This is a genomic window from Isoptericola sp. NPDC055063, from assembly GCF_053608125.1.
Map to the genome: position 1 here is coordinate 170,748 of NZ_JBSGUW010000011.1, position 19,190 is coordinate 189,937.

General features: G+C 76.5%; 13 protein-coding genes. 11 read left to right on the plus strand and 2 right to left on the minus strand.

Annotation, left to right across the window (positions count from 1 at the left end):
- The first annotated feature begins 54 nt into the window (after positions 1–54).
- From ACWF41_RS14970 to ACWF41_RS14980, 3 genes are all read left to right on the plus strand, one after another.
- Positions 55–390: a WhiB family transcriptional regulator gene (locus ACWF41_RS14970; RefSeq protein WP_380244291.1), complete on the plus strand. Its 336-nt coding sequence runs from the start codon at positions 55–57 to the stop codon at positions 388–390.
- A gap of 203 nt (positions 391–593) precedes the next feature.
- Positions 594–3,878, plus strand: coding sequence for a glycosyltransferase (locus ACWF41_RS14975; RefSeq protein WP_380317813.1), 3,285 nt, complete (start codon positions 594–596; stop codon positions 3,876–3,878).
- Positions 3,879–3,922: 44 nt separating this feature from the next.
- The gene (locus ACWF41_RS14980; protein ID WP_380317816.1) at positions 3,923–5,551 is read left to right on the plus strand and encodes a DUF5719 family protein; all 1,629 of its coding nucleotides are present in this window, start codon (positions 3,923–3,925) and stop codon (positions 5,549–5,551) included.
- A gap of 62 nt (positions 5,552–5,613) precedes the next feature.
- Here ACWF41_RS14980 and ACWF41_RS14985 read toward each other — a convergent pair whose 3' ends face one another.
- A complete protein-coding gene (locus tag ACWF41_RS14985; RefSeq protein WP_380317819.1) occupies positions 5,614–6,084 on the minus strand; it encodes a metallopeptidase family protein in 471 nt (156 codons plus the stop codon).
- Between the two features lie 162 nt (positions 6,085–6,246).
- Here ACWF41_RS14985 and ACWF41_RS14990 point away from each other — a divergent pair, with 162 nt between their 5' ends.
- From ACWF41_RS14990 to ACWF41_RS15010, 5 genes are all read left to right on the plus strand, one after another.
- A complete protein-coding gene (locus ACWF41_RS14990; RefSeq protein ID WP_380317822.1) occupies positions 6,247–6,603 on the plus strand; it encodes a DUF3499 domain-containing protein in 357 nt (118 codons plus the stop codon).
- A 475-nt stretch (positions 6,604–7,078) separates the two neighbouring features.
- Positions 7,079–8,851, plus strand: coding sequence for a glycosyltransferase family protein (locus tag ACWF41_RS14995; protein WP_380317824.1), 1,773 nt, complete (start codon positions 7,079–7,081; stop codon positions 8,849–8,851).
- The gene (locus ACWF41_RS15000; protein ID WP_380317827.1) at positions 8,848–11,811 is read left to right on the plus strand and encodes a polysialyltransferase family glycosyltransferase; all 2,964 of its coding nucleotides are present in this window, start codon (positions 8,848–8,850) and stop codon (positions 11,809–11,811) included. The genes ACWF41_RS14995 and ACWF41_RS15000 overlap by 4 nt, the downstream gene beginning before the upstream one ends.
- 15 nt (positions 11,812–11,826) lie before the next feature.
- Positions 11,827–13,329 carry a polysaccharide pyruvyl transferase family protein gene (locus ACWF41_RS15005; protein WP_380317830.1) on the plus strand — a complete coding sequence of 501 codons (1,503 nt, stop codon included), beginning with the start codon at positions 11,827–11,829 and terminating at the stop codon, positions 13,327–13,329.
- A 13-nt stretch (positions 13,330–13,342) separates the two neighbouring features.
- Entirely contained in the window at positions 13,343–14,584 is a 1,242-nt protein-coding gene (locus ACWF41_RS15010) for an FkbM family methyltransferase (protein ID WP_380317833.1), read from the plus strand.
- A 1-nt stretch (position 14,585) separates the two neighbouring features.
- Here ACWF41_RS15010 and manA read toward each other — a convergent pair whose 3' ends face one another.
- A complete protein-coding gene (manA, locus tag ACWF41_RS15015; RefSeq protein ID WP_380317836.1) occupies positions 14,586–15,794 on the minus strand; it encodes a mannose-6-phosphate isomerase, class I in 1,209 nt (402 codons plus the stop codon).
- A 116-nt stretch (positions 15,795–15,910) separates the two neighbouring features.
- Between manA and ACWF41_RS15020 the strand changes: the two genes are divergently transcribed.
- The 3 genes from ACWF41_RS15020 (at position 15,911) to ACWF41_RS15030 (ending at position 19,154) form a co-directional block, all read left to right on the plus strand.
- Positions 15,911–17,344 carry a phosphomannomutase/phosphoglucomutase gene (locus ACWF41_RS15020; RefSeq protein WP_380317839.1) on the plus strand — a complete coding sequence of 478 codons (1,434 nt, stop codon included), beginning with the start codon at positions 15,911–15,913 and terminating at the stop codon, positions 17,342–17,344.
- On the plus strand, positions 17,341–17,574 hold the full coding sequence (locus ACWF41_RS15025) for a Trm112 family protein (RefSeq protein ID WP_380317842.1): 234 nt from the start codon (positions 17,341–17,343) through the stop codon (positions 17,572–17,574). The genes ACWF41_RS15020 and ACWF41_RS15025 overlap by 4 nt, the downstream gene beginning before the upstream one ends.
- Before the next feature lie 143 nt (positions 17,575–17,717).
- On the plus strand, positions 17,718–19,154 hold the full coding sequence (locus ACWF41_RS15030) for a polysaccharide pyruvyl transferase family protein (RefSeq protein ID WP_380317845.1): 1,437 nt from the start codon (positions 17,718–17,720) through the stop codon (positions 19,152–19,154).
- The last annotated feature ends 36 nt before the right edge of the window (positions 19,155–19,190 follow it).

Genomic DNA, 19,190 nt, shown 5'->3' on the forward strand with positions numbered 1-19,190 from the left:
GCGTGTAATTCCAGGTATGCAGTTTCCCTAAAGAACGGCATGGAGGGGCACGCCATGTGGAACTTGCTCGATGGGGACCGGGGGGTCTTCCCGTCAGACGTCGGTCGTGAGCCCGAGCGCGTAGCGCCGGTGCTGCCGTTGTTCGGTGACGCCACGGTCGACGACGAGACCCTCCTGGGGTGGCAGGAGAGAGCCCTGTGCGCCCAGACCGACCCGGAGGCCTTCTTTCCCGAGAAGGGCGGGTCCACGCGCGAGGCCAAGAAGGTCTGCACGTCCTGTGAGGTCCGGGCCGAGTGCCTGGACTACGCGCTCGCGAACGACGAGCGCTTCGGCATCTGGGGCGGGCTCTCCGAGCGGGAGCGCCGCAAGCTGAAGCGCCGCGCCGTCTGACCCGGCGCTGAACCAGGGTTGAACCGGCGGGGATGTCCGGCCCGACACGCACGGGTCGGATATCCCACGACGGGATCGGGGCCCGTCGCATCATGGCGGGCAGGATGACTGCTCCGCACCCGACCCCAGCCCGCCCCGGCGGAGAGGTCGCACCTCCGGGCGCGACCGCCGCTGTGGCGCCCGTTCCCGCCGCCGGCGACCGCATGGACGGCACCGGTGCCGTCCCGCTCGTGGTCACCGTGACGGCCGTGGTCGTCACCCGTGGCCGCACCCCGTTCCTCGACGCGACGCTCGACGCGCTCGCCCGCCAGGACCGCGCCGCCGACGAGGTCGTCGTCGTGGACGTCGGCGCCTCGGAGACCACCGCCCTGCACCCCGACCTGCGCCTCGGCGGGGCCCGCTTCGTCGCGGCGTCCGGCGTCCGCAGCCTGGGCGAGGCCGTCGACCGGGCGACCGAGGTGGTGGGCGTCCCCGAGACGGGGTGGCTGTGGATCCTGCACGACGACTCCGCCCCCGACCCGGACGCCCTCACCCGGCTGCTGCGCGCGGTGGAGCACTCGAGCGCGGTCGCCGTGGCCGGGTGCAAGCAGCGCCGCTGGCCCGTCGGCGCGGACGGGACGCCGGGCGCCGAGGCCAGCATGCTCGTCGAGGTCGGCAGCACCGTCTCCCCGCTGGGGCGGCGGATGACGGGCATCGACGACACCGAGATCGACCAGGGCCAGCACGACGCCCGCGAGGACGTGCTCGCCGTCGGGCTCGCCGGCGCGCTGGTCCGCGCGCACGTGTGGGCCGAGCTGGGCGGCACGGACCCGGAGCTCGGGCCGTTCGGCGACGGCCTGGACCTGTGCCGGCGGGCGCGGCTCGCGGGCCATCGCGTGGTCGTGGTGCCCGACGCCGTGGTGCGGCACGCGCAGGCGTCGCTGCTCGGCCTGCGCGGCCGCCCCTCCGCCGCGCCCGACCTCGAGGCGTCGCGCTACCCCCGGCGCCGCAGCCAGCTGTACCTGCGCCTCGTCGACGCCCCGCTGCCCCTGCTGCCCTTCGTGTGGCTCGCCACGCTGCTCTGGTCGCCGTTCGCCGCCATGTACCGCCTCGCGCTGAAGCGGCCCGCGCACGCCCGCGACGAGCTGGTCGCGGCGGTGGTGACCACCCTGCGGGTGGTGCCCCTGTACCGGGCCAGGCGGCGCGCAGCCCGGACCCGGCGGCTGCCGCGGCGGGTGCTGACGCCGCTGCTCGGCACGTGGCGGCAGGTGCTCGGCGAGCGTCGCGACGCCCGGTTGGCCCGCGCCGAGGCCCAGCGCGCGCGGTGGGCGCCCAGCGAGCTGGAGCGCGCGGACCTGCGTCGCCTCGCGGGGACCCGGCGCGTCGTGCTGGCCGTGGTGGTGGCGGCGGTCGTGGCGCTCGACGTCGCGCTGTTCGGGCCGTGGCAGGGCGTCCTGGCCGACGGCGGCCGGGTGGTGGGCGGCGGGCTGCTGCCCGCGCCGGGGACGGTCGGCGACGTGTGGCAGGCCGCGACGTCCGGCTGGGTGCGCGACGGGCTCGGCGTCCGCGCGGCGGCCGACCCGTTGCTGCTGCCGCTGACGGCGTTCGCGGCCCTCGCGGGCGGCGGGCTGCAGACGGCCGTGAACGCCCTCGTGCTGGCCGCGTTGCCGCTGGCCGCCCTCGGCGGATGGTTCGCGGCGGGGTCGCTGACCCGCTCGGTCGTGGTGCGCGCCGTCGCCGCCCTGGCCTGGACGGCGGCGCCCGGGTTCCTCGCGTCCCTGGGCTCGGGCCGGCTCGGCGCGGTGCTCGTGCATCTCACCCTCCCGTGGCTGCTCGTCGCCGTGCTGCGCACCGTCGGGGCGCACGCGCGCGACGTCGTGCACACGCCCGCCCGCCGGCGCGGGTCGCTGGGCGCCGCGGGCGCCGCCGGGCTGCTGCTGGCCGTCGCCGTGTGCGCCGCGCCGATCCTGCTGCCGGTGGCGGTGGTGCTCCTCGGCGTCGCGGCCCTCGTCGTGCGGCGGTCGTGGCGGTCGCTGCTGCTCGTGCTGCTGCCGGCCGTCGTCGTCCCGCTGCCCTTCTGGGGCGAGGTGCTCGGCAGCTGGTCGGACGGCGGGTGGCGCCTGCTGGTGGCGGAGCCCGGCGCGCCGCTGGCCGCGCAGGGCACCCCCACCGCGGTGGAGCTGCTCCTGGGCCTGCCGGGGGACACCGTGTGGTTCGAGCCGTGGCTCGGCGCCGACGGCGTGCTCGGCCGCCTCGCGGTGGTCGGGCCCGCGCTGCTGGGCGCGGCCGTCCTCGTGCTCGCGGCCGTCGCCCTGGTGCGGCGCCGGGCGGTGCGCGGGGTGCGGCTCGCCTGGCTCGCCGCGGCCACCGGCCTGTCCGTCGCGGTGGTGGCCGTCGCGACGGTCGTCGCCAGCGGCACCACGGCGGACGACGACGCGGCGAGCGTCACCGGCTGGCCGGGTGTGGGGCTGTCGGTGCTGCTCCTGGCGCTGGGCGCGGCCGCGATCTGCGCGCTCCCGACGACGGGCCGGGTCCCGACGGTGGCTCCGGTCGCCCGGCCCGAGCGAGGTCGGCTGCAGCGCGTCGGGGTCGCGGGGGTCGTGGCCGTCGGCGTGATCGCCCTCGCGCTGCCCGCGGCGCAGCTCGGCTCCTGGGTGCTCGGCTCCACCGGTGGCGGGGCCGTCGGCGACCTGCACGCCGCGGAGCAGCCCGTCGTGCCGGCGGTCGGCACGCAGATGCAGGCGCCGCCGCGCTCCGCGCGCGTCCTGGAGGTCGACCGGGTGCAGCCTGGCGGCGAGGGCGCGACGTCCGGTGCCGCGGTGGTGGACTACGCCCTGCTGCACGCCGACGGCACTCGGCTGGAGGACTCGTCGACGGTCGTGCGGGCCCGGGCCGCCGGGGTCCTCGCCGGCCCGGAGCGCGCGGACACCGCGCTGCTCGACCAGGTCGTGGCCGAGGTGGCGACCGGCCGGTCCACGGACGTGGCCGACCGGCTCGCGGCGCTCGGTATCGGGGCGGTGCAGGTCCCCGTCGGCGGCGACGCCGACCTCGTCACCACGCTCGACCTGGTGCCCGGCCTCGCGCGGGTCACCGAGGAGGGCGCGCTGGTCTGGCGCGTCACGACCGACGGACCCGCGCCCGGCTGGGCGACGGTGCTGCGTGGCGACGCCGGCGGCGAGCCCACGCCGTTCTTCGCGCCGAAGAGCGCCGTGCGGACGGTGCCGTCCGACGGGACCGGCGTGAGCGCGCGGCTGACCCGGGGCGGGCAGGAGCGCACGCTGCGGATTGCCGAGTCGGCGGACCCGGGCTGGCGCGCCACGCTCGACGGGCGGCGGCTGGCCGCGGTCGACGCCGGCGGGACGCAGGCGTTCGCCGTCGGACCCGACGCCGGGCGGGTGCAGGTGGCCTACGAGTCGCCGCACCGCACCGCGTGGCTCGGGCTGGCGGGCGTCGTGCTCCTGGTGCACGTGCTGCTGGCGCTGCCGGTCGGACGGCGGCGCGGGCGATGACGGCGCGGATGACGGCGCGGCGCGACGGAAGGACGGGCGAGGACGTGGCGGACACCCGGGTGCGGCGCGGCGTGCGCGCCACGGCGGCGGCGGTCACCGGTCTGGCGGCCGTGGCGGCGCTGGCCGCCGTGGCCGTCCTCGGCGACCAGTGGGCGCAGTCGTGGACGGGAGCGGAGCAGCGGGCCGTCGCGGCCGGGACGCGGACGGTGGGCGTGCAGCCCGCCGACGTGACGCTCGTGTGCCCGCGGCCGGTCGCGCTGCCGGACGGCGCCGACGTCGGCGACTCCCAGTTCGACGCCACGCCCGTGCCCACCACCAGCCGGCTCGGCGCCGTCGTGCTGGGCGGCGCGACGGGCGACGTGAGCACGACGGGGCTCGACGGGAGGTCCGCGGCACCGTTCGCCGTCGGGGACGCCGGGGCGGCGCAGCAGGCGGACGTGACCGGCACCCGCGTGCTGCGGGCGACGCCGGTCGCGGACGAGCCGTTCCGCGCCGCGGGCACGATGGCGTCCGTGACGACGCAGGGCGACCTGCGCGGGCTGGGCGCCGGGTCGTGCGCCGCGCCGTCGACGTCGGCATGGCTCGTGGGCGGGGGCACCGAGGTGGGCCAGACGGCCACCCTCACCGTGCAGAACCCGTCCGAGCGCCCCGCGACCGTCGCCCTCGACGTGTACGGCCCGAACGGTCCCGTGGCACTGGGCGGCAGCGGCACGTTCACCGTCGCGCCGCACGACCTGGTGACCACCCGCCTCGAGTCCGTGGCCCCGGAGCAGGACCGGCTCGCGGTGAACGTGCGCGCCTCGGGCGCTCGCGTCACCGCGGCGCTGCAGACGCAGGCGATCGACGGGCTGCTGCCCGCCGGCGTCGACCTGCTGACGGCGGGTGCGAGCCCGCGGCAGACCCTCGCCGTGCCCGGCGTGCAGAGCCGCGGCGAGGCGGTCGACGACCCCCACGCCCCGCGGCTGCGCGTCCTCGTGCCGGGCGAGGCCGACGGGACGGCCCGCATCAGCGTGTACGGGCCGTCGGGGCCGGTCGTGCTGCGGGGCGCCGACGAGGTGGAGCTGCCGGCGGGCGTCGTGACGGACGTGCCGCTGGGCGGCCTGCCGGAGGGCGCGTACACCGTGGTGGTCGACGCCGACGTGCCGGTCGTGGGCGCTGCGCGCTCGGACCGGCCGGGCGCGCAGCCCGACGACTCCGTGGTGGACGGCACGCCCTACGACGTGGCGTGGTCCGCCGGGCAGCCGGTCGCCGTCACCGGCGCGGCAGGGGCCGCGGGCCAGCTGGGCGTGCCCGGGGGAGTGGCCACGGGGATCGTGCTGTCGGCGCTGCCCGCGGTGCGCGACCCCGACACCGACCCGGCCGGCGTCGTGCCGGTGACGCTGCGGGCCTACGACGCGTCGGGGGCCGAGATCGGCAGCACGGACGTCGACCTCACCGCCGGGGCCACCTCCTCGGTCGAGCTGGCGGACGTCGTCGACGACGGCGCCGTGCCCGCCGGCGTGAGCGTGGACCGGGGCGACGCGGAGGGCGGCGACGTGGCGGTGACGTGGGCCGCCGTGCTGCGCGCCGACGACGGGACCGCGTCCGCGGGGACCCTCGTCGCGTCGGTCGCGCCCACCCCCGCGGTCACCACCCCCGGCGCCGTCGAGGTGCGCGCCGTCGACGCCGGCTGACGCGACCTGTCAGGGCCACGGTCACGCATACCTTGCCCTGGCCCTGACAGCTCGCGGGCGGGTCAGGAGTCGTAACCGGGGTCGATCTCCTCGGGCGTGCGGGCCAGCAGGTGCGCCACCTGCTCGACGACGACGTCGCGCACGAGGTCGGCGCGGTCGGCGTCGTCGGCGGCGCGGAAGTCCACGGGGCGGCGGTACACCACGACGCGTGCGGACCGGCCGGACTCGGCGGGGAAGCACCGGCCCAGCGGCACGCCGTCGGACTCCCACGGCGCGGGCTCCGACGGCGGCACGTCCTCGACGGCGAACTCCGTCCCCGCGAGCTGCGGGCCCCACCGGCGCTGCAGCGACTCGACGACGTCGAGCACCAGGTCGTCGAACTGTTCGGCGCGGGTGCGGTGCGCCGGCATCCCCGGCGGCAGCAGCGGGCCGCGGACGCCGCGCCCCCGCCGGTCCCGGCGCCGCACGGGGGGCACGGGCGCGGGAGCCGGCACGCGTTCGGGGTCGGGCGAGGGGTCGGCGGCGTGGTGCACCCGACGAGCCTAAGCCGGGTGCGGACCTGGGCGGGGAACCTGGGCGCGGGCCTCGTCGCAGGTCTCGTCGCGGGTCTCGTCGCGGGTCACGGTGCGATCACGAGGGCGCCGGTGCGGCGAGCCCCGCGCGCCGCCCCCCGGCCGCGGCGTATTGTCCCGGACGTGAGATCGGTGAGGCAGTGCTCGCGCACGGCATGCACGCATGCCGCCGTCGCGACGCTCACGTACGTGTACGCGGACTCCACGGCCGTGCTGGGTCCGCTCGCGCAGCACGCCGAGCCGCACAGCTACGACCTGTGCGCCCAGCATGCGGAGGGGCTGACCGCTCCCCGCGGGTGGGAGGTCGTGCGCCTCACGCCCGCGTTCGAGGAACCCGCGCCGTCCCCCGACGACCTGTCCGCGCTCGCGGAGGCCGTCCGCGAGGCCGGACGCGTGCGCCAGGAGCCGGCGAGCGAGCCCTCGTCGGTCACCGAGACCGCCCGCCGCGGCCACCTGCGCGTGCTGCGCGAGGCCGACTGACCGGTCGCGGCCCACGCCGCCCCTGCCGCCTCTCCGCCCGCCCTTCCTCCGCCCTCCTGCGGCGCTCGTCCCTCGCCGCCGTCGTGCGCCGTCGCGCGCCGACGTCGTGCGCCGTCGCGCGCCGACGTCGTGCTGCCACCGACGTCGTGCTGCCACCGACGTCGTTCGGCGGCCGGCGCGGCGGGCGAGGCGAACCCCGTGCGCCGGACGGCGAACTCCGCGGTGCGCGCGGGGCCCGGGGGCGGGCCCGGCACGCCCCCGGGTGAACGCCGCGGGGCCGCGCGATGAACTCTTGGAACGTTCCGTCGACGTTCTCGCGAAGACGCCCGGACGGGCCCCCGGGCGTGCCTAGTCTCCTGGCAGGTCACTGGGAGCGCGGCTCCCGCAGGAGCAGGGAGCGGGCCCCGTCGGGGCCGGGAAGGGCGGGCCGGTGGAGGCTCTGAGCCGACTGGACGTGACGCGGCCGGTGGTCCTCGTGACCGCGCGCGTGTCGCTGGAGGAGATCGACTACGCGAGCCTCCCGGCCGGCGCGTACGTGTTCCGCGAGGGGGACGTCGCCGCGGAGGACCACTTCTGGTTCGGCCGCGAGATCGCCGCGTGGTTCGTGCCGCCCCGGCAGGCCGCCCTGGCGAAGGTGCGGGCCACCGTCTACCGCGGCGACTACGAGATCGGCGCGGTGCTCACCGACCTGCGCCGCGCCGAGCAGCTCGTGGCGCACACCCTCGAGGGCATGGTCCGCGACGGGCAGCTCGAGGACTGGGCGGACTACCTCGTGCGCACGCCGGCCACGGCGGCGGTCCTCGCGGACCCGCACCCGCCGAGCATGCTCACCGCGATGCTCGCGACGGCGCTGTCGCTCGGCTTCGAGCAGGTGGTGGTGCTGGACGGCCAGACCGACGGCACGTACGTGGGCAAGGTGCGCCGCTCGATCCTCACCGAGGACGCGGTCACGGCCGGGCTGCGCTCGTCGAGCCGGGTCGCGTACTCCTACGAGCTGGGTCACCTCAAGCGGCTGCGCGACGCGTTCCCCGGGGCCGCCATCGTCGACGGGGCCGCGAGCGAGCCGCTCAAGCAGTTCGTCTCCCACGCCCCGGCCGTGGCGGGGGCCCGCATGACGCCGGAGGCGAAGCCCGGCGCCGACCTCGCGACGCACCGGCTCGCGGCGACGCGGCAGACGCCCTCGGGCGAGCGGCGGGTGGCGTACGTGACCTACTTCGACGACGACGGGTACTTCTGGGGCGCGCTGGCCATGGCGCGGTCGTTGGCGGCGGTCTCGTCCTACCCGCTCCTGGCCCTCGTCCCGGCGGGCTACCGGATCCCGGACGTGCCGTTCCTCCCGGAGAACCTCACGATCGTGCGTGCCCCGCGCATCCGCAACGAGCTCTTCGGCGGCAGGCACCAGGGGCGGTTCGAGTTCACGTTCTCCAAGCTCGGCGTCTTCGCGCTGACGTTCCTCGACCGCGGCGTCTACCTCGACGCGGACACCGTGGTGCTCGACGGGCTCGACGAGCTGTTCGACGGCGACGGGTTCGCCGCGGCGCCCGACTTCGGCTTCACGCTGCACCGCGAGATCTTCAACAGCGGCGTCTTCGCCTTCACGCCGGACGCCGACGTCTTCCGCGACATGATGGCGAAGAACGGCACGCTCGAGTCGTACGACGGCGGCGACCAGGGCTTCCTGAACAGCTACTTCCCGGACGTCGCCTGGCTGGACAGCTCCTACAACACGCTGTGGCGGATGCTCGAGTCGAACCCCGGCGTCGTCGGGCTCGGCGACGTCAAGGTGCTGCACTTCGTCGGCCCCAAGCCGTGGAACCGCGCCCCGGAGCTGCCCGAGTCGCTCGTCGGCCTCTGGCTCGACCGCCTCGGCCCCGACTACCTGGGCTACCTCACCCTCTGGCAGCTCGGGCGCGAGCGGGCCCGGCGCGACGCCGAGGCCGCCGAGGCCGCGGCGGACGGGCCGGGCGGCGCGGGTGGCGCCGCGTCTCCGGGTCTGCCGGCGGGGGTGCTCGGCGGGGTCACGACCAGCAAGCGCTGGCTCGTGGCGCGCGAGCTCATGGACTCCGGCCGGCTCGACGAGGCCGAGCAGGTGGCGCTGCACAACCTCGAGCGGTGGCCCGGGTCGGTGCGCAACCTGCGGGTGCTCGCGCAGGTGCAGCGCCGCCGTGGCCAGCGGCGCGCGTCCGCCGGCACGTACGCGCGGCTGTGGTCGGCGGCGGGCCGGCGCGCGGTGGGGATCCGCGCATGACCACCCTGCACCTGGTCACGGGCCTGTACTCGGCGGTCAACTCGTTCGCGTCCCGGTACGTGGGGCCCGAGGACGACCATCACGTCGTCGTCCTCTTCTCCGACCCGGCGGACGAGCCGGTGCTGGCCGAGCGGATCCGCCGCCTGCGGGGCGTGCGGAGCGTCGCCTTACTCCCCGAGCCCGCGGAGTACCTCGAGATCCTCGCGGACCCCGAGCGGATGACCGCCCTGTGCGGCGGGAGGACGCCCGGGCAGCTGCGGATGTTCCTGTCGCACTCGCACTGGCTGCTCGACGCCCTCGCCGGGGCGTTCCCCGACGCCGGGGTGAGCCTGTTCGAGGAGGGGATGGCCGGGCTCTACCCGGACAACCTGCGAGCCCTGACGTTCCTGGACCGGGTGGTGCGCGTCGAGTACCACCACTACCTCGGCGCGTTCGCCCCGCTGTCCGCCCTCGACCGCCCGGAGCTGTTCGAGGAGATCGACGCGACCGCGTTCACGGGCGCGCTGGAGCGGGCCTGCGGCCGGCACGACGCCGGCCTCACCCCCGACACGGTGGTGCTGGTGGAGCAGTACTTCGACCGCAAGGGCGACGCGGTCTCCACCGACGAGCTCGTCGACGTCTACCGCGACGCCGTCGAGGCGCTGCTGGCCAAGGGCTACCGCGTCGCCTACAAGCCGCACCCCCGGCACGCGTCGGCCGTGCACGACCGGATCGCCGCGGCGCTGCCGGCGGACGCGGCGGCGGGCCTGAGCCTCATGTCGGGCCGCGACCTGCCCCTCGAGGTGCTGATCGCGACGTCGCGGCCGGCCGCCGTCGTCGCCGTGAGCTCGACGCTGCTGCTCACCGCACCGCACCTGCTCGGGGTGCCGTCGTTCCGGGTGGACGTCGACTTCGGGCTGCGGATGTCGGCGAGCCTGGGCGCCGAGCGCACCGGGCAGCTCGCCACCTACCTGGCCCTGCGGGACCGGGTGCCCGCGCTCGACCGGCTCCCCGCCGCCGACGTGGGGGTCGACCCCTGGACGGTGCTGGAGCGCCAGTTCGACGCGGTGCCGCCGACCACCCAGGACCCGCTGCTCGCCGCGGTGCGCGGCGTCGGTGGGGCGGTCACCTCCGCGCTGCCGGCCGCGTTCCGCACCGTGCTCGCGACGCCGGCCCGGCACGTCTCGTTCGACGTGTTCGACACCCTGGTGACGCGGCCGGCGGGCCGGGCGGCGGACCTGGTGAGCGTGCTCGACCGCGAGCTCGCGCCGGACCTGCCGCCCATGGCGCGCTACAGCAACGCGCGCAACGCGGCCGTGAGCACCCTGCGCGCGGCCGACCGGGCCTCTGGCACGGAGCGGGACGAGTACCCGATCGAGGCCGTGGCCGACCAGACGGCGCGGCTGCTGGGCGGCGTCCCCGACGGCAAGACCCTGCTCGCGGCCGAGGTCGCGCTCGAGGAGCGGCACCTCGCGCCGCGCGCCCTCGGGGCGGCGCTCATGCTGTTCGCGCACCGGCTCGGCAAGCGGGTCGGCCTCGTCTCCGACACCTTCTACTCCGCCGCCGAGCTGCTCGAGCTGGTGGGGCCGCACCTGCCGGTCGAGCCGCGGTTCGTCGTCGCGTCGGCCGACGCGGACGCGACCAAGGCGTCCGGCGCGCTGTTCGACGTCGTCCTGCGCGAGCTCGGCACCGACGCCGGCGACCTGCTGCACGTCGGCGACAACCGGGTCTCCGACGTCGAGCGCGCCGCCGAGCGCGGCATCGAGACCCTGCACGTGCCCGCGGCCGCCGACGCCGCCCGGCGCACGCACGCGCTCGGCGGGCTGTGGCGGGGGTGCCGCGAGGAGAAGGGCCTGTCCCTCGTCAAGGGGGTCGTCGCGCAGCGGTTCTTCGACAACCCGTTCGTCGCCTTCCCGAAGGGCGCCGTCACCCTCGGCACCCCCTACGCGCTCGGGTACGCGGTGGCGGGCCCCGCCCTGCTCGGCTGGACCCTCTGGGTGGCGCGCCAGGCGCGCGACCTCGGGTACGACGACGTGTCGTTCCTGGCCCGCGACGGGTACGTGCCGCACCGCGTCTACGAGCGGCTGCGCGCCACGGACCCCGACCTGCCGCCGGGGCGCTACCTGCTGGCGTCGCGGCGCGCCGCCTTCCAGGTGTTCTCCGGCGACCCCGCGCACGTCGCCGCGACGCAGTTCGTGCACGGGCTCAACCCCGCGAACACGCCGCGCACGCTCCTCACCACCCGGTTCGGGGCGGGCGTCGTCGGGCTGCTGGAGCCCGCCCTCGCGCGCGCCGGGATCGCGGAGCTCGACGCGCCGCTCGGCCGGGACCGCGCGGCCGCCCTGACGGCCGTGCTCGTGGAGCACGCCGAGCAGGTCGCGGCGGCGTGCGCCGGGCGCAGCGCCGCAGCCCGCCGGCACTACGCCGAGCGGCTCGGCACGGCCGAGCGGCCCGTCGTCGTCGACCTCGGGTACTCGGGGTCGTCGCAGCGGGCGATCATGACGAGCCTCGGGCGGCGCGTCGACGGCCTGTACTTCACCGGCATGGAGCACGCCCTGGAGTACGCCGTGATCACCGGCGCCCGGTTCGAGCCCTGGTCGCAGGACCGCACCTTCTTCCGGTACGGCACGGTGCTGGAGTACCTGCTGACGCCCGTCGGCCTGCCCGAGTGCCACGGCTTCGGGCCCGACGGGCGGCCCGTCCTCGCCCCGACCGTGGCGGTGGACCGGCGCAACGCCGAGATCCAGCGGGGCGTGGCCGACTTCGTCGACGACGTGTTCGCCCGCTTCGGCGAGCGCGTGCCGCTGCTGGCGATGCGCCCCGACTCCGCCACCTGGGCGCTGTCGCGCCTCCTCGAGGCGCCGACGGCCGCCGACGCCCGCATGCTGGCGGGCGCGCTCCAGGACGACGCGACCGGGTCCGGCACCACCGGCCTCATGGACGCCTGGCAGCCGGGGCGCGACGCGCTCGCGGCGGCCTGAGACGAGAGGAACCTCATGACGACGCCGGCCACCCCCGCACGGCTGTTCTCCTGGCAGTACTACACGCACAACAACTACGGCGACGCGCTGCTGGCGGAGGCCGTGCGCTACCTCTTCCACTCGTTCGGCGGGCAGCGCTGCTTCCGCGTGGAGGACGGCGCGGACAGCCGATACCCCGTCGGTCCGCGGCTCGTGGAGAAGGCGAACACGTACGACGCCGGCCTGATCGCGGGCGGCGGCGTCATCATCCCGCGCAACCACGACCTGTCCGGATGGGCGTTCCGGTCGAGCGTCGCGACGGCCCGGAAGATGCGGCGCACGATCGTCTTCGCGGTCGGCTTCAACCTCTACCGCAACCACCGGGGGCTCTCCCCGAAGTTCACCGAGCACTTCGAGGCGGTCATCGAGAACTCGCCGTTCGTGGGGCTGCGCAACCACGGCTCCATCGAGCGGCTCAAGGAGGTCGTGGACCGGCGGTTCCACGACCGCATCGTGTTCCAGCCCTGCCCGACGACGTTCCTGCGCCACCTCGTGGACGGCGCCGGCGACCCGGACGCCGTGCCCGAGCGCTCGCGGCGCGTGACCCTGCAGGTGACCCGCTCGCCGTCCGAGCAGGACGACCGCGTCGCCGACGAGGTGCTGCGGGCCTGCCGGTCCCTCCGGCAGGCGGGGTACGAGATCGAGCTCGCGTCGTTCTTCGCCAAGTTCGACACCCCGGTCGTCGACCACCTGCGCGCGCACGGCTTCGACGACTTCACGTTCGTCGAGATGAACACCCAGGGGCGGGACATGCTCCTCGGCCCGCGCCACTTCTCGCAAGTGCCGGTCGTGGTCTCCACGCGGGGCCACGGGGCCATGGTGCCGTTCGGCGCCGGCTCGCTCGTGGTGCCGATCGACACCTCCCCGAAGATGGTCTACTTCGCCCGCGAGGTGGGCGTCGACGACCTCCTGATCGACGTGGACGACCCGGACCTCGGCGCGCGGATCGTCGCCAACGTCGAGCGGTGCCACGACGAGTACGCCGCCCGGCAGGACCGCGCCCGCGCCGAGCGCGAGCGGCTCTACGACGTCTCGCTCGAGAACCTCTCGCGGATCTACCACGCGCTCACCGGCCGGGTGCCGTCCGAGCGCGAGTGCCTGCCGCTCGGCGAGCTCGAGGTGTGGCTGTCCAGCCGCCTGCACGCGAAGTCCATGGCGCTCGAGGGCCGGACCCGCGGCGAGGCCGCCCAGGCGGCACAGGCAGCCCAGGCGGCACAGGCGGCGCAGGCCGCGCAGGCGGCCGCCGCCGCGCCGGCGCCCGTGTCGGCCCCCCGGTCGGACCTGGACCGCGCCGACGTCGCGCGCGCGTGGCTCCGCGAGCGGCGCGAGGAGCTGTACGCCGACGGGGACGTGGCGCGCGCCACGCAGGTGCGCCGCGCGCTCGAGGTGGTGTCGGACCCCACGGCCCCGGCGACGACCGCCGGGCGCGGCGCGCGGTACGTGCGCCGCCGGCTGGGCCTGGGGCGGGAGAGCCGCTGACGAGGAGGACGCGATGGGCGGGACCACGGGAGAGGACCGGGGCGACCGGCGCGGGGGAGCGCGCCGCAGGCTGCTGAGGTGGGCCGACGCGCTCGCCGGCGACGAGCTCCGCCGGCTCGTCGACGCGCGCGTCGCCCGCGCCCTGGCGGAGCGGGGTGGGTCCGCGCCGCCCGTCGCCCCGGCCCCGAGGCCCCCGGCGGCCCGGCCCGCGCCCCCGCGGCCCGCCCGGGCGGCGATCGACGCGCACGCCGCGCGCCCGTGGCTGGCGGACGGCCGCTCCGTGCCGACGCGGGTGCAGTCTCCCGAGCTGCGCGCCCTGCGCCGCGCCCACCCGTACACCGGGCCCGTGCTGGTCCAGGCGGGCGGGAGCCGCCCGGCCTGGATGTGGTTCGACGACGACGACCTCGTCGCGGCCGTGTCGTTCTGGTTCGGCCCCAACGCCTACGAGTCGCTCTCGACCGCCGTGTTCTCCGCGCTGGCGGCGCGCGCCGACCACGTGCTCGACGTCGGGGCGCACACCGGCGTCTTCGCGCTGGTCGCCGGGGCGTCGTCGCCCGACGTCGTCGTGCACGCCTTTGAGGTGCTGGACCGCATCGCCCGGCGGGCGACCACCAACGTGCGGCTCTCCGGGCTCGCGGGCCGCGTGCACGTGCACGCCGTCGGCGTCTCCGCCGAGCCGGGCACGCTGACGCTGCACCACAACGCGTCGGCGCGCCTCGCCACCGGGTCGTCGTTCGAGGCGATCGCCGAACGCGGCGCGGCCCGCGGGGCCACGACGACCGACGTCGAGGTCACCACGCTCGACGCCTGGTGGGACGGGGAGGGGCGGCCCCGGGTCGACCTCGTGAAGCTCGACGTCGAGCGGCACGAGCGCCACGTCCTCGCCGGGGCGCGGGGCCTGCTGGACGCCGAGCGGCCCGTACTCCTGGCCGAGGTGCTCTCCCGCGAGGACTTCGCCACGATCTACGACCTGCTCGGCCGGCGCGGCTACACGCGCGCCTGGGTGGTCGACGACGACAACCGCCGCGCCGTGCCCGTGCGGCCGGACCTCACCTACCCCTCGGGCGTCGGGTACACCTACACCCGGTACCACAACGTGCTGTTCGCGCCGGAGCGGCGGGCCGCGGACGTCGTCGCCGCGCTGGAGGGTCTCGGCGCCGCCGCGGACGCCCCCGCTGCCGCGGACGCCCCCGCTGCCGCGGACGCCCCCGCCGCCGCGGACGCCCCCGCTGCCGCGGACGCTCCCGCCGGGTGACTCAGGGCACCCAGGCGCACACGGCGTGCCCGGCTCCGGACAGCCGCAGCGGGCCGGCGTCGTGCGGGACGAAGACGGAGGCGCCGCGGCCGAGCGTCGCGGGCGCGGGGCACCCCTCGGCGCGGGCCTCGAGCTCGCCCGACAGGCACAGCACGATCCGCGGCCCCTGGTCGGGCAGCTCGACCTTCTCGTCCGGGCCGACGTCCGCCACCGTCAGCGCGAACTCCCGCACCGGCGCCCGGTAGGTGGTGACCTGGCCCCGCCCGCCCGCGGCGTGGGTGCGCGGCGGCTGCGGCGGGCGCGGCACGAACGACGCGCACTCCAGGAGCGCCGCCTCGTCGACCAGCTTGGTGGTGAGGCCGGCGCGGAGCACGTTGTCCGACGACGCCATGATCTCCACGCCCAGGCCCGACAGGTAGGCGTGCACCTCCCCGGCGGGCAGGAACAGCCCCTGGCCCGGGTCGAGGGTGACACGGTTGAGGAGCAGGGAGGCGAGCGCGCCCGGGTCGCCGGGGTGCTGGTCGGCCAGCTGCAGCACCGTCGCGTCGGCCCGGGACGACGGCGAGCCCGCCGCGAGCCGCGCGGTCACCGCGGCGACCGTGGCCGCGACGTCCGCCGCGGTGCCCGGGTCGCGCCGCGCCGCCACGAGGCGCGTGAACGCGGCCCGTACGCCGCCCGGCGACCGGTCGGCGGCCAGCAGCGCGCGCACGTCGCCCACCAGGTCGCCGTCGAGGCCGTGGAGCAGGTCGAGCACCGCGCGGGGGGCGCGGAACCCGGCCAGGCCCTCGAACTCGGTGAGTGCGACCACCATCTCGGGCTTGTGCTGGTCGTCGTGGAACGAGCGGCCCGGGTCGCCGGGGGCCAGCCCCTTCCGGTTCTCGCGGTTGAAGCCCGCGCGGGCCGCGTGCGGCTTCGGGTGCACCTGCAGGGAGAGCGCCCGGTCGGCGGCGAGCACCTTGAGCAGGTAGGGCAGGCGGGGGCCGTACTCGTCGGCGACGCGGCGGCCGAGCATTGCGTCCGGCGCCGAGCGCACCAGCTCCAGCAGGGAGCCGTCGCCGCCCACCACGGACGGCGCGCTCGGGTGGGCGCCGAGCCAGAGCTCCGCGGCCGGGTCGCCGTCGGGGGCGGTGCCGAGCAGGTCGTGCAGCCGCGTGCGCGAGCCCCAGTCGTAGTGCTGGACGGTGTTCTCCAGCGGGTAGAGCTCGGGCACGGACACCACCCTTCCACATGGGCCGCGGTCCGGGCCCGCGGCCCGTGGCAGAACCACCCGGCGGCCCACCCGCGAGGCCCCCGCCCGGACGGGCGCAGGCACGTACGCTGTGGGACGTGACGATCGACCTGGCCACCATCATCAAGGCGTACGACGTGCGCGGCACCGTGCCGGACCAGCTCTCGCCGGCCGTGGCCCGCGCGATCGGGGCGGCGTTCGCCCGCGTGGTCGCGGCGCCCGAGGGGGCGACCCGGGTCGTCGTCGGGCACGACATGCGCGACTCCGGGCCCGAGCTCGTCGAGGCGTTCACCGCGGGCGTCGCCGCCGCCGGGCTCGACGTCGTGCGGATCGGCCTGTGCTCGACCGACGGGCTGTACCACGCGTCGGGCGCCCTGGACGCGCCGGGCGCGATGTTCACCGCGTCGCACAACCCCGCCGTCTACAACGGCATCAAGCTGTGCCGCGCCGGCGCCCGCCCGGTCGGGCAGGACACCGGGTTGGCCGACGTGCGCGAGCTGGCGCAGCGGCTCCTCGACGACCCGGCCGCCGCCGAGGCGGCACCCGTCGCGGGAGAGGTGACCGACGCCGACACCCTCGCCGACTACGCCGCGTTCCTGCGCGGCCTGGTGGACGTCTCCGGCATCCGGCCGCTCAAGGTCGTGGTGGACGCCGGCAACGGCATGGCCGGGCACACCGTGCCCGCGGTGCTCGGCACGGCCGCCGGGCTGCCCGCCCTCCCGCTGGACGTGGTGCCCCTGTACTTCGAGCTGGACGGCAGCTTCCCGAACCACGAGGCCAACCCGCTGGACCCGAAGAACCTCGAGGACCTGCGGGCCGCCGTCGTGGAGCACGACGCCGACCTCGGCCTCGCGTTCGACGGCGACGCCGACCGCTGCTTCGTCGTCGACGAGCACGGCGACCCGGTCTCGCCGTCGGCCGTCACGGCGCTCGTCGGGCTGCGCGAGGTGGCCAAGGAGCTCGAGGCGGGCCGCACGCCCACGGTGATCCACAACCTCATCACGTCCCGCGCCGTGCCCGACCTCCTGCAGGCCGCCGGCGCGACCACGGTGCGTACCCGGGTGGGGCACTCGTTCATCAAGGCGCAGATGGCGCAGCACGACGCGGTGTTCGGGGGCGAGCACAGCGCGCACTACTACTTCCGCGACTTCTTCTTCGCCGACACCGGCATGCTGGCCGCGCTGCACGTGCTGGCCGCCCTGGGCGGGCAGCCGCACCCGCTGTCCGTGCTGGCGGAGATGTACTCGCCGTACGTGGCGTCGGGGGAGATCAACTCGACGGTGCCGGACGCCGCCGCCGCGACGCAGCGGGTGCGCGAGGCCTACGCCGCCGCCTACCCGCAGGCCGACGTCGACGAGCTCGACGGGCTCACCGTGGCCCACTGGGACGGCCACCCGCAGTGGTGGTTCAACCTGCGCGCGTCGAACACCGAGCCGCTGCTGCGGCTCAACGTCGAGGCCGCGGACGAGGACATCATGGTCAAGGTGCGCGACGACGTCCTGTCGCTCGTGCGGCGGACGGAGGACGCATGAGCGACGGCACGACCGACGGCACGACCGACACCGGCGCGCCCGCGACGCCGACGATCGACCCGTGGGTGCGCGGCATCCTGCGCTGCCCCGTGACGGGCGCGGAGCTGGTGGACGGCGTCGGCCCCGACGGCGAGCCCGAGCTGCGCTCGACCGACCCGGAGCGCCCGCTCGCGTACCCCGTGCGCGACGGCATCCCGGTGCTCCTGGAGAGCGACGCGCGCCCCCTCTGACCGGCCCGCCGACGGCCCTCCCGCGGGCCCTCGGCGAACTCCCACGGAGCGCACCGTGGCGCGCAGATGAACTCTCGATGAGCAGCCGGTGATCCCGCCGGTTTCCGGCCTTGCGCCGGCCATCCGGTGCCTACGCTCGCGCCGTGCCGACTCACGCCGCCGCCGCGCGCCCCGCCCCACCGGGGCGCCGCCTGCGCCTGTTCCACTTCGACATCAAGACGTACGGGAACTACGGCGACACCCTCCTGTTCGAGGCCGTCCGGGAGACCTTCGAGGGGTTCGCCGGCGGGGCGTGCTTCGAGGTCGCCGGCAGCCGGTCCCTGCGCGACCCGGTGGGGCCGAAGCTGGTGGACCACATCAACGAGCACTTCGACGCGGTGGTCGTGGGCGGCGGCGGGCTGTTCCTGCGCGACACCAACGCCAACGCGCGCTCCGGGTGGCAGTGGAACATCTCCTTGGAGCAGCTGCGCCGGCTCAAGGTGCCGATCGTCGTCTTCGCCGTCGGGAACAACCGGTTCATCGACCAGGAGGACTTCGCGGAGCCGTTCCGCGAGCACCTCAACCTGACGCTCGACAAGTCCGTGTTCTTCGGGCTGCGCAACCACGGCTCGGTCCGCACCATCCGCGAGTACGTGGACCACGACCCGGAGCGCGTCGAGTACCAGCCGTGCCCGACGACGATCTCGTCGATCCTGTTCCCCGACCTGTACCGCGAGCGCCTCGAGGTCGGTGACGGCAGGGTGCTCGCCGTCGAGTCGATCGTCGGCAAGCGGCAGGTCGCCGCGGGGTTCGACCCCGGGCGCATCTACGCCGACCAGGCGGACGTGCTCGCCCGGCTGCGCGGCGAGGGGTGGCGGCTGGTGAGCGTGCCGCACGCGCGCGCCGACATGCGGTTCCACGACCTGCTGGCCGAGCGCGGGCTCGTCGACTCCGAGCGGGTGCTGTGGGGCCGCCGGGACGTGCTGTTCCAGGGGCTGGAGGCGTTCGCCGACCTCCCGGTGATCCTCGGCACCCGCGGCCACGCGCAGATGGTGCCGTTCGGGATGGGCACCGTCCCCCTGTCCCTGCACGTGCACCACAAGACGCGGTACTTCGCGACCGACATCGGGCACGCGGAGTGGGCGCTCGACCCGCGGGCCGCCACGTTCACCGACGACCTCTACCGCACGGTGCACGACGTCACCGAGCGGCAGGGGGAGCTGCGTGACGAGCTCGCCGTCACGCGCCGCGGCCTCTACGACGCGACGCTGGTGAACCTCGCCACGATCTACGAGCGCCTCACGGGGGTGGCGGTCGCGCCGTCGTTCACGCCGCTGACGCCGAAGGAGCGGCGCCTCGCCGCCCGCACGTACGACGCCGCCGTCGAGAAGGCCAAGGCCGAGCAGCGCCTCCGCGCCAAGGAGCAGGAGCTCGGCGCCACGGAGCGCGAGCTCGGGGCGAAGGACGCCGAGCTGCGCACCCTCGGCGCGGAGATCGAGCAGGTGCGCGCCACCCTGCGGGCCGCGCGGGCGTCCGTCGCCCGCGGGTCGCTGGTGTCGCGCGCCGCGCGCCGCGCCCGCCGTCTCGTGCGTCCGCGCTGACCCCGAGCCCGCCCGCCCCCGCCCAGCACCGACCGG

Bases quoted from the DNA above. Each gene is read 5' to 3' on its own strand.
- ACWF41_RS14970 (WP_380244291.1), top strand. From the start codon at position 55: ATGTGGAACTTGCTCGATGGGGACCGGGGGGTCTTCCCGTCAGACGTC.
- ACWF41_RS14975 (WP_380317813.1), top strand. From the start codon at position 594: ATGGACGGCACCGGTGCCGTCCCGCTCGTGGTCACCGTGACGGCCGTG.
- ACWF41_RS15000 (WP_380317827.1), top strand. From the start codon at position 8,848: ATGACCACCCTGCACCTGGTCACGGGCCTGTACTCGGCGGTCAACTCG.
- ACWF41_RS15005 (WP_380317830.1), top strand. From the start codon at position 11,827: ATGACGACGCCGGCCACCCCCGCACGGCTGTTCTCCTGGCAGTACTAC.
- ACWF41_RS15010 (WP_380317833.1), top strand. From the start codon at position 13,343: ATGGGCGGGACCACGGGAGAGGACCGGGGCGACCGGCGCGGGGGAGCG.
- ACWF41_RS15025 (WP_380317842.1), top strand. From the start codon at position 17,341: ATGAGCGACGGCACGACCGACGGCACGACCGACACCGGCGCGCCCGCG.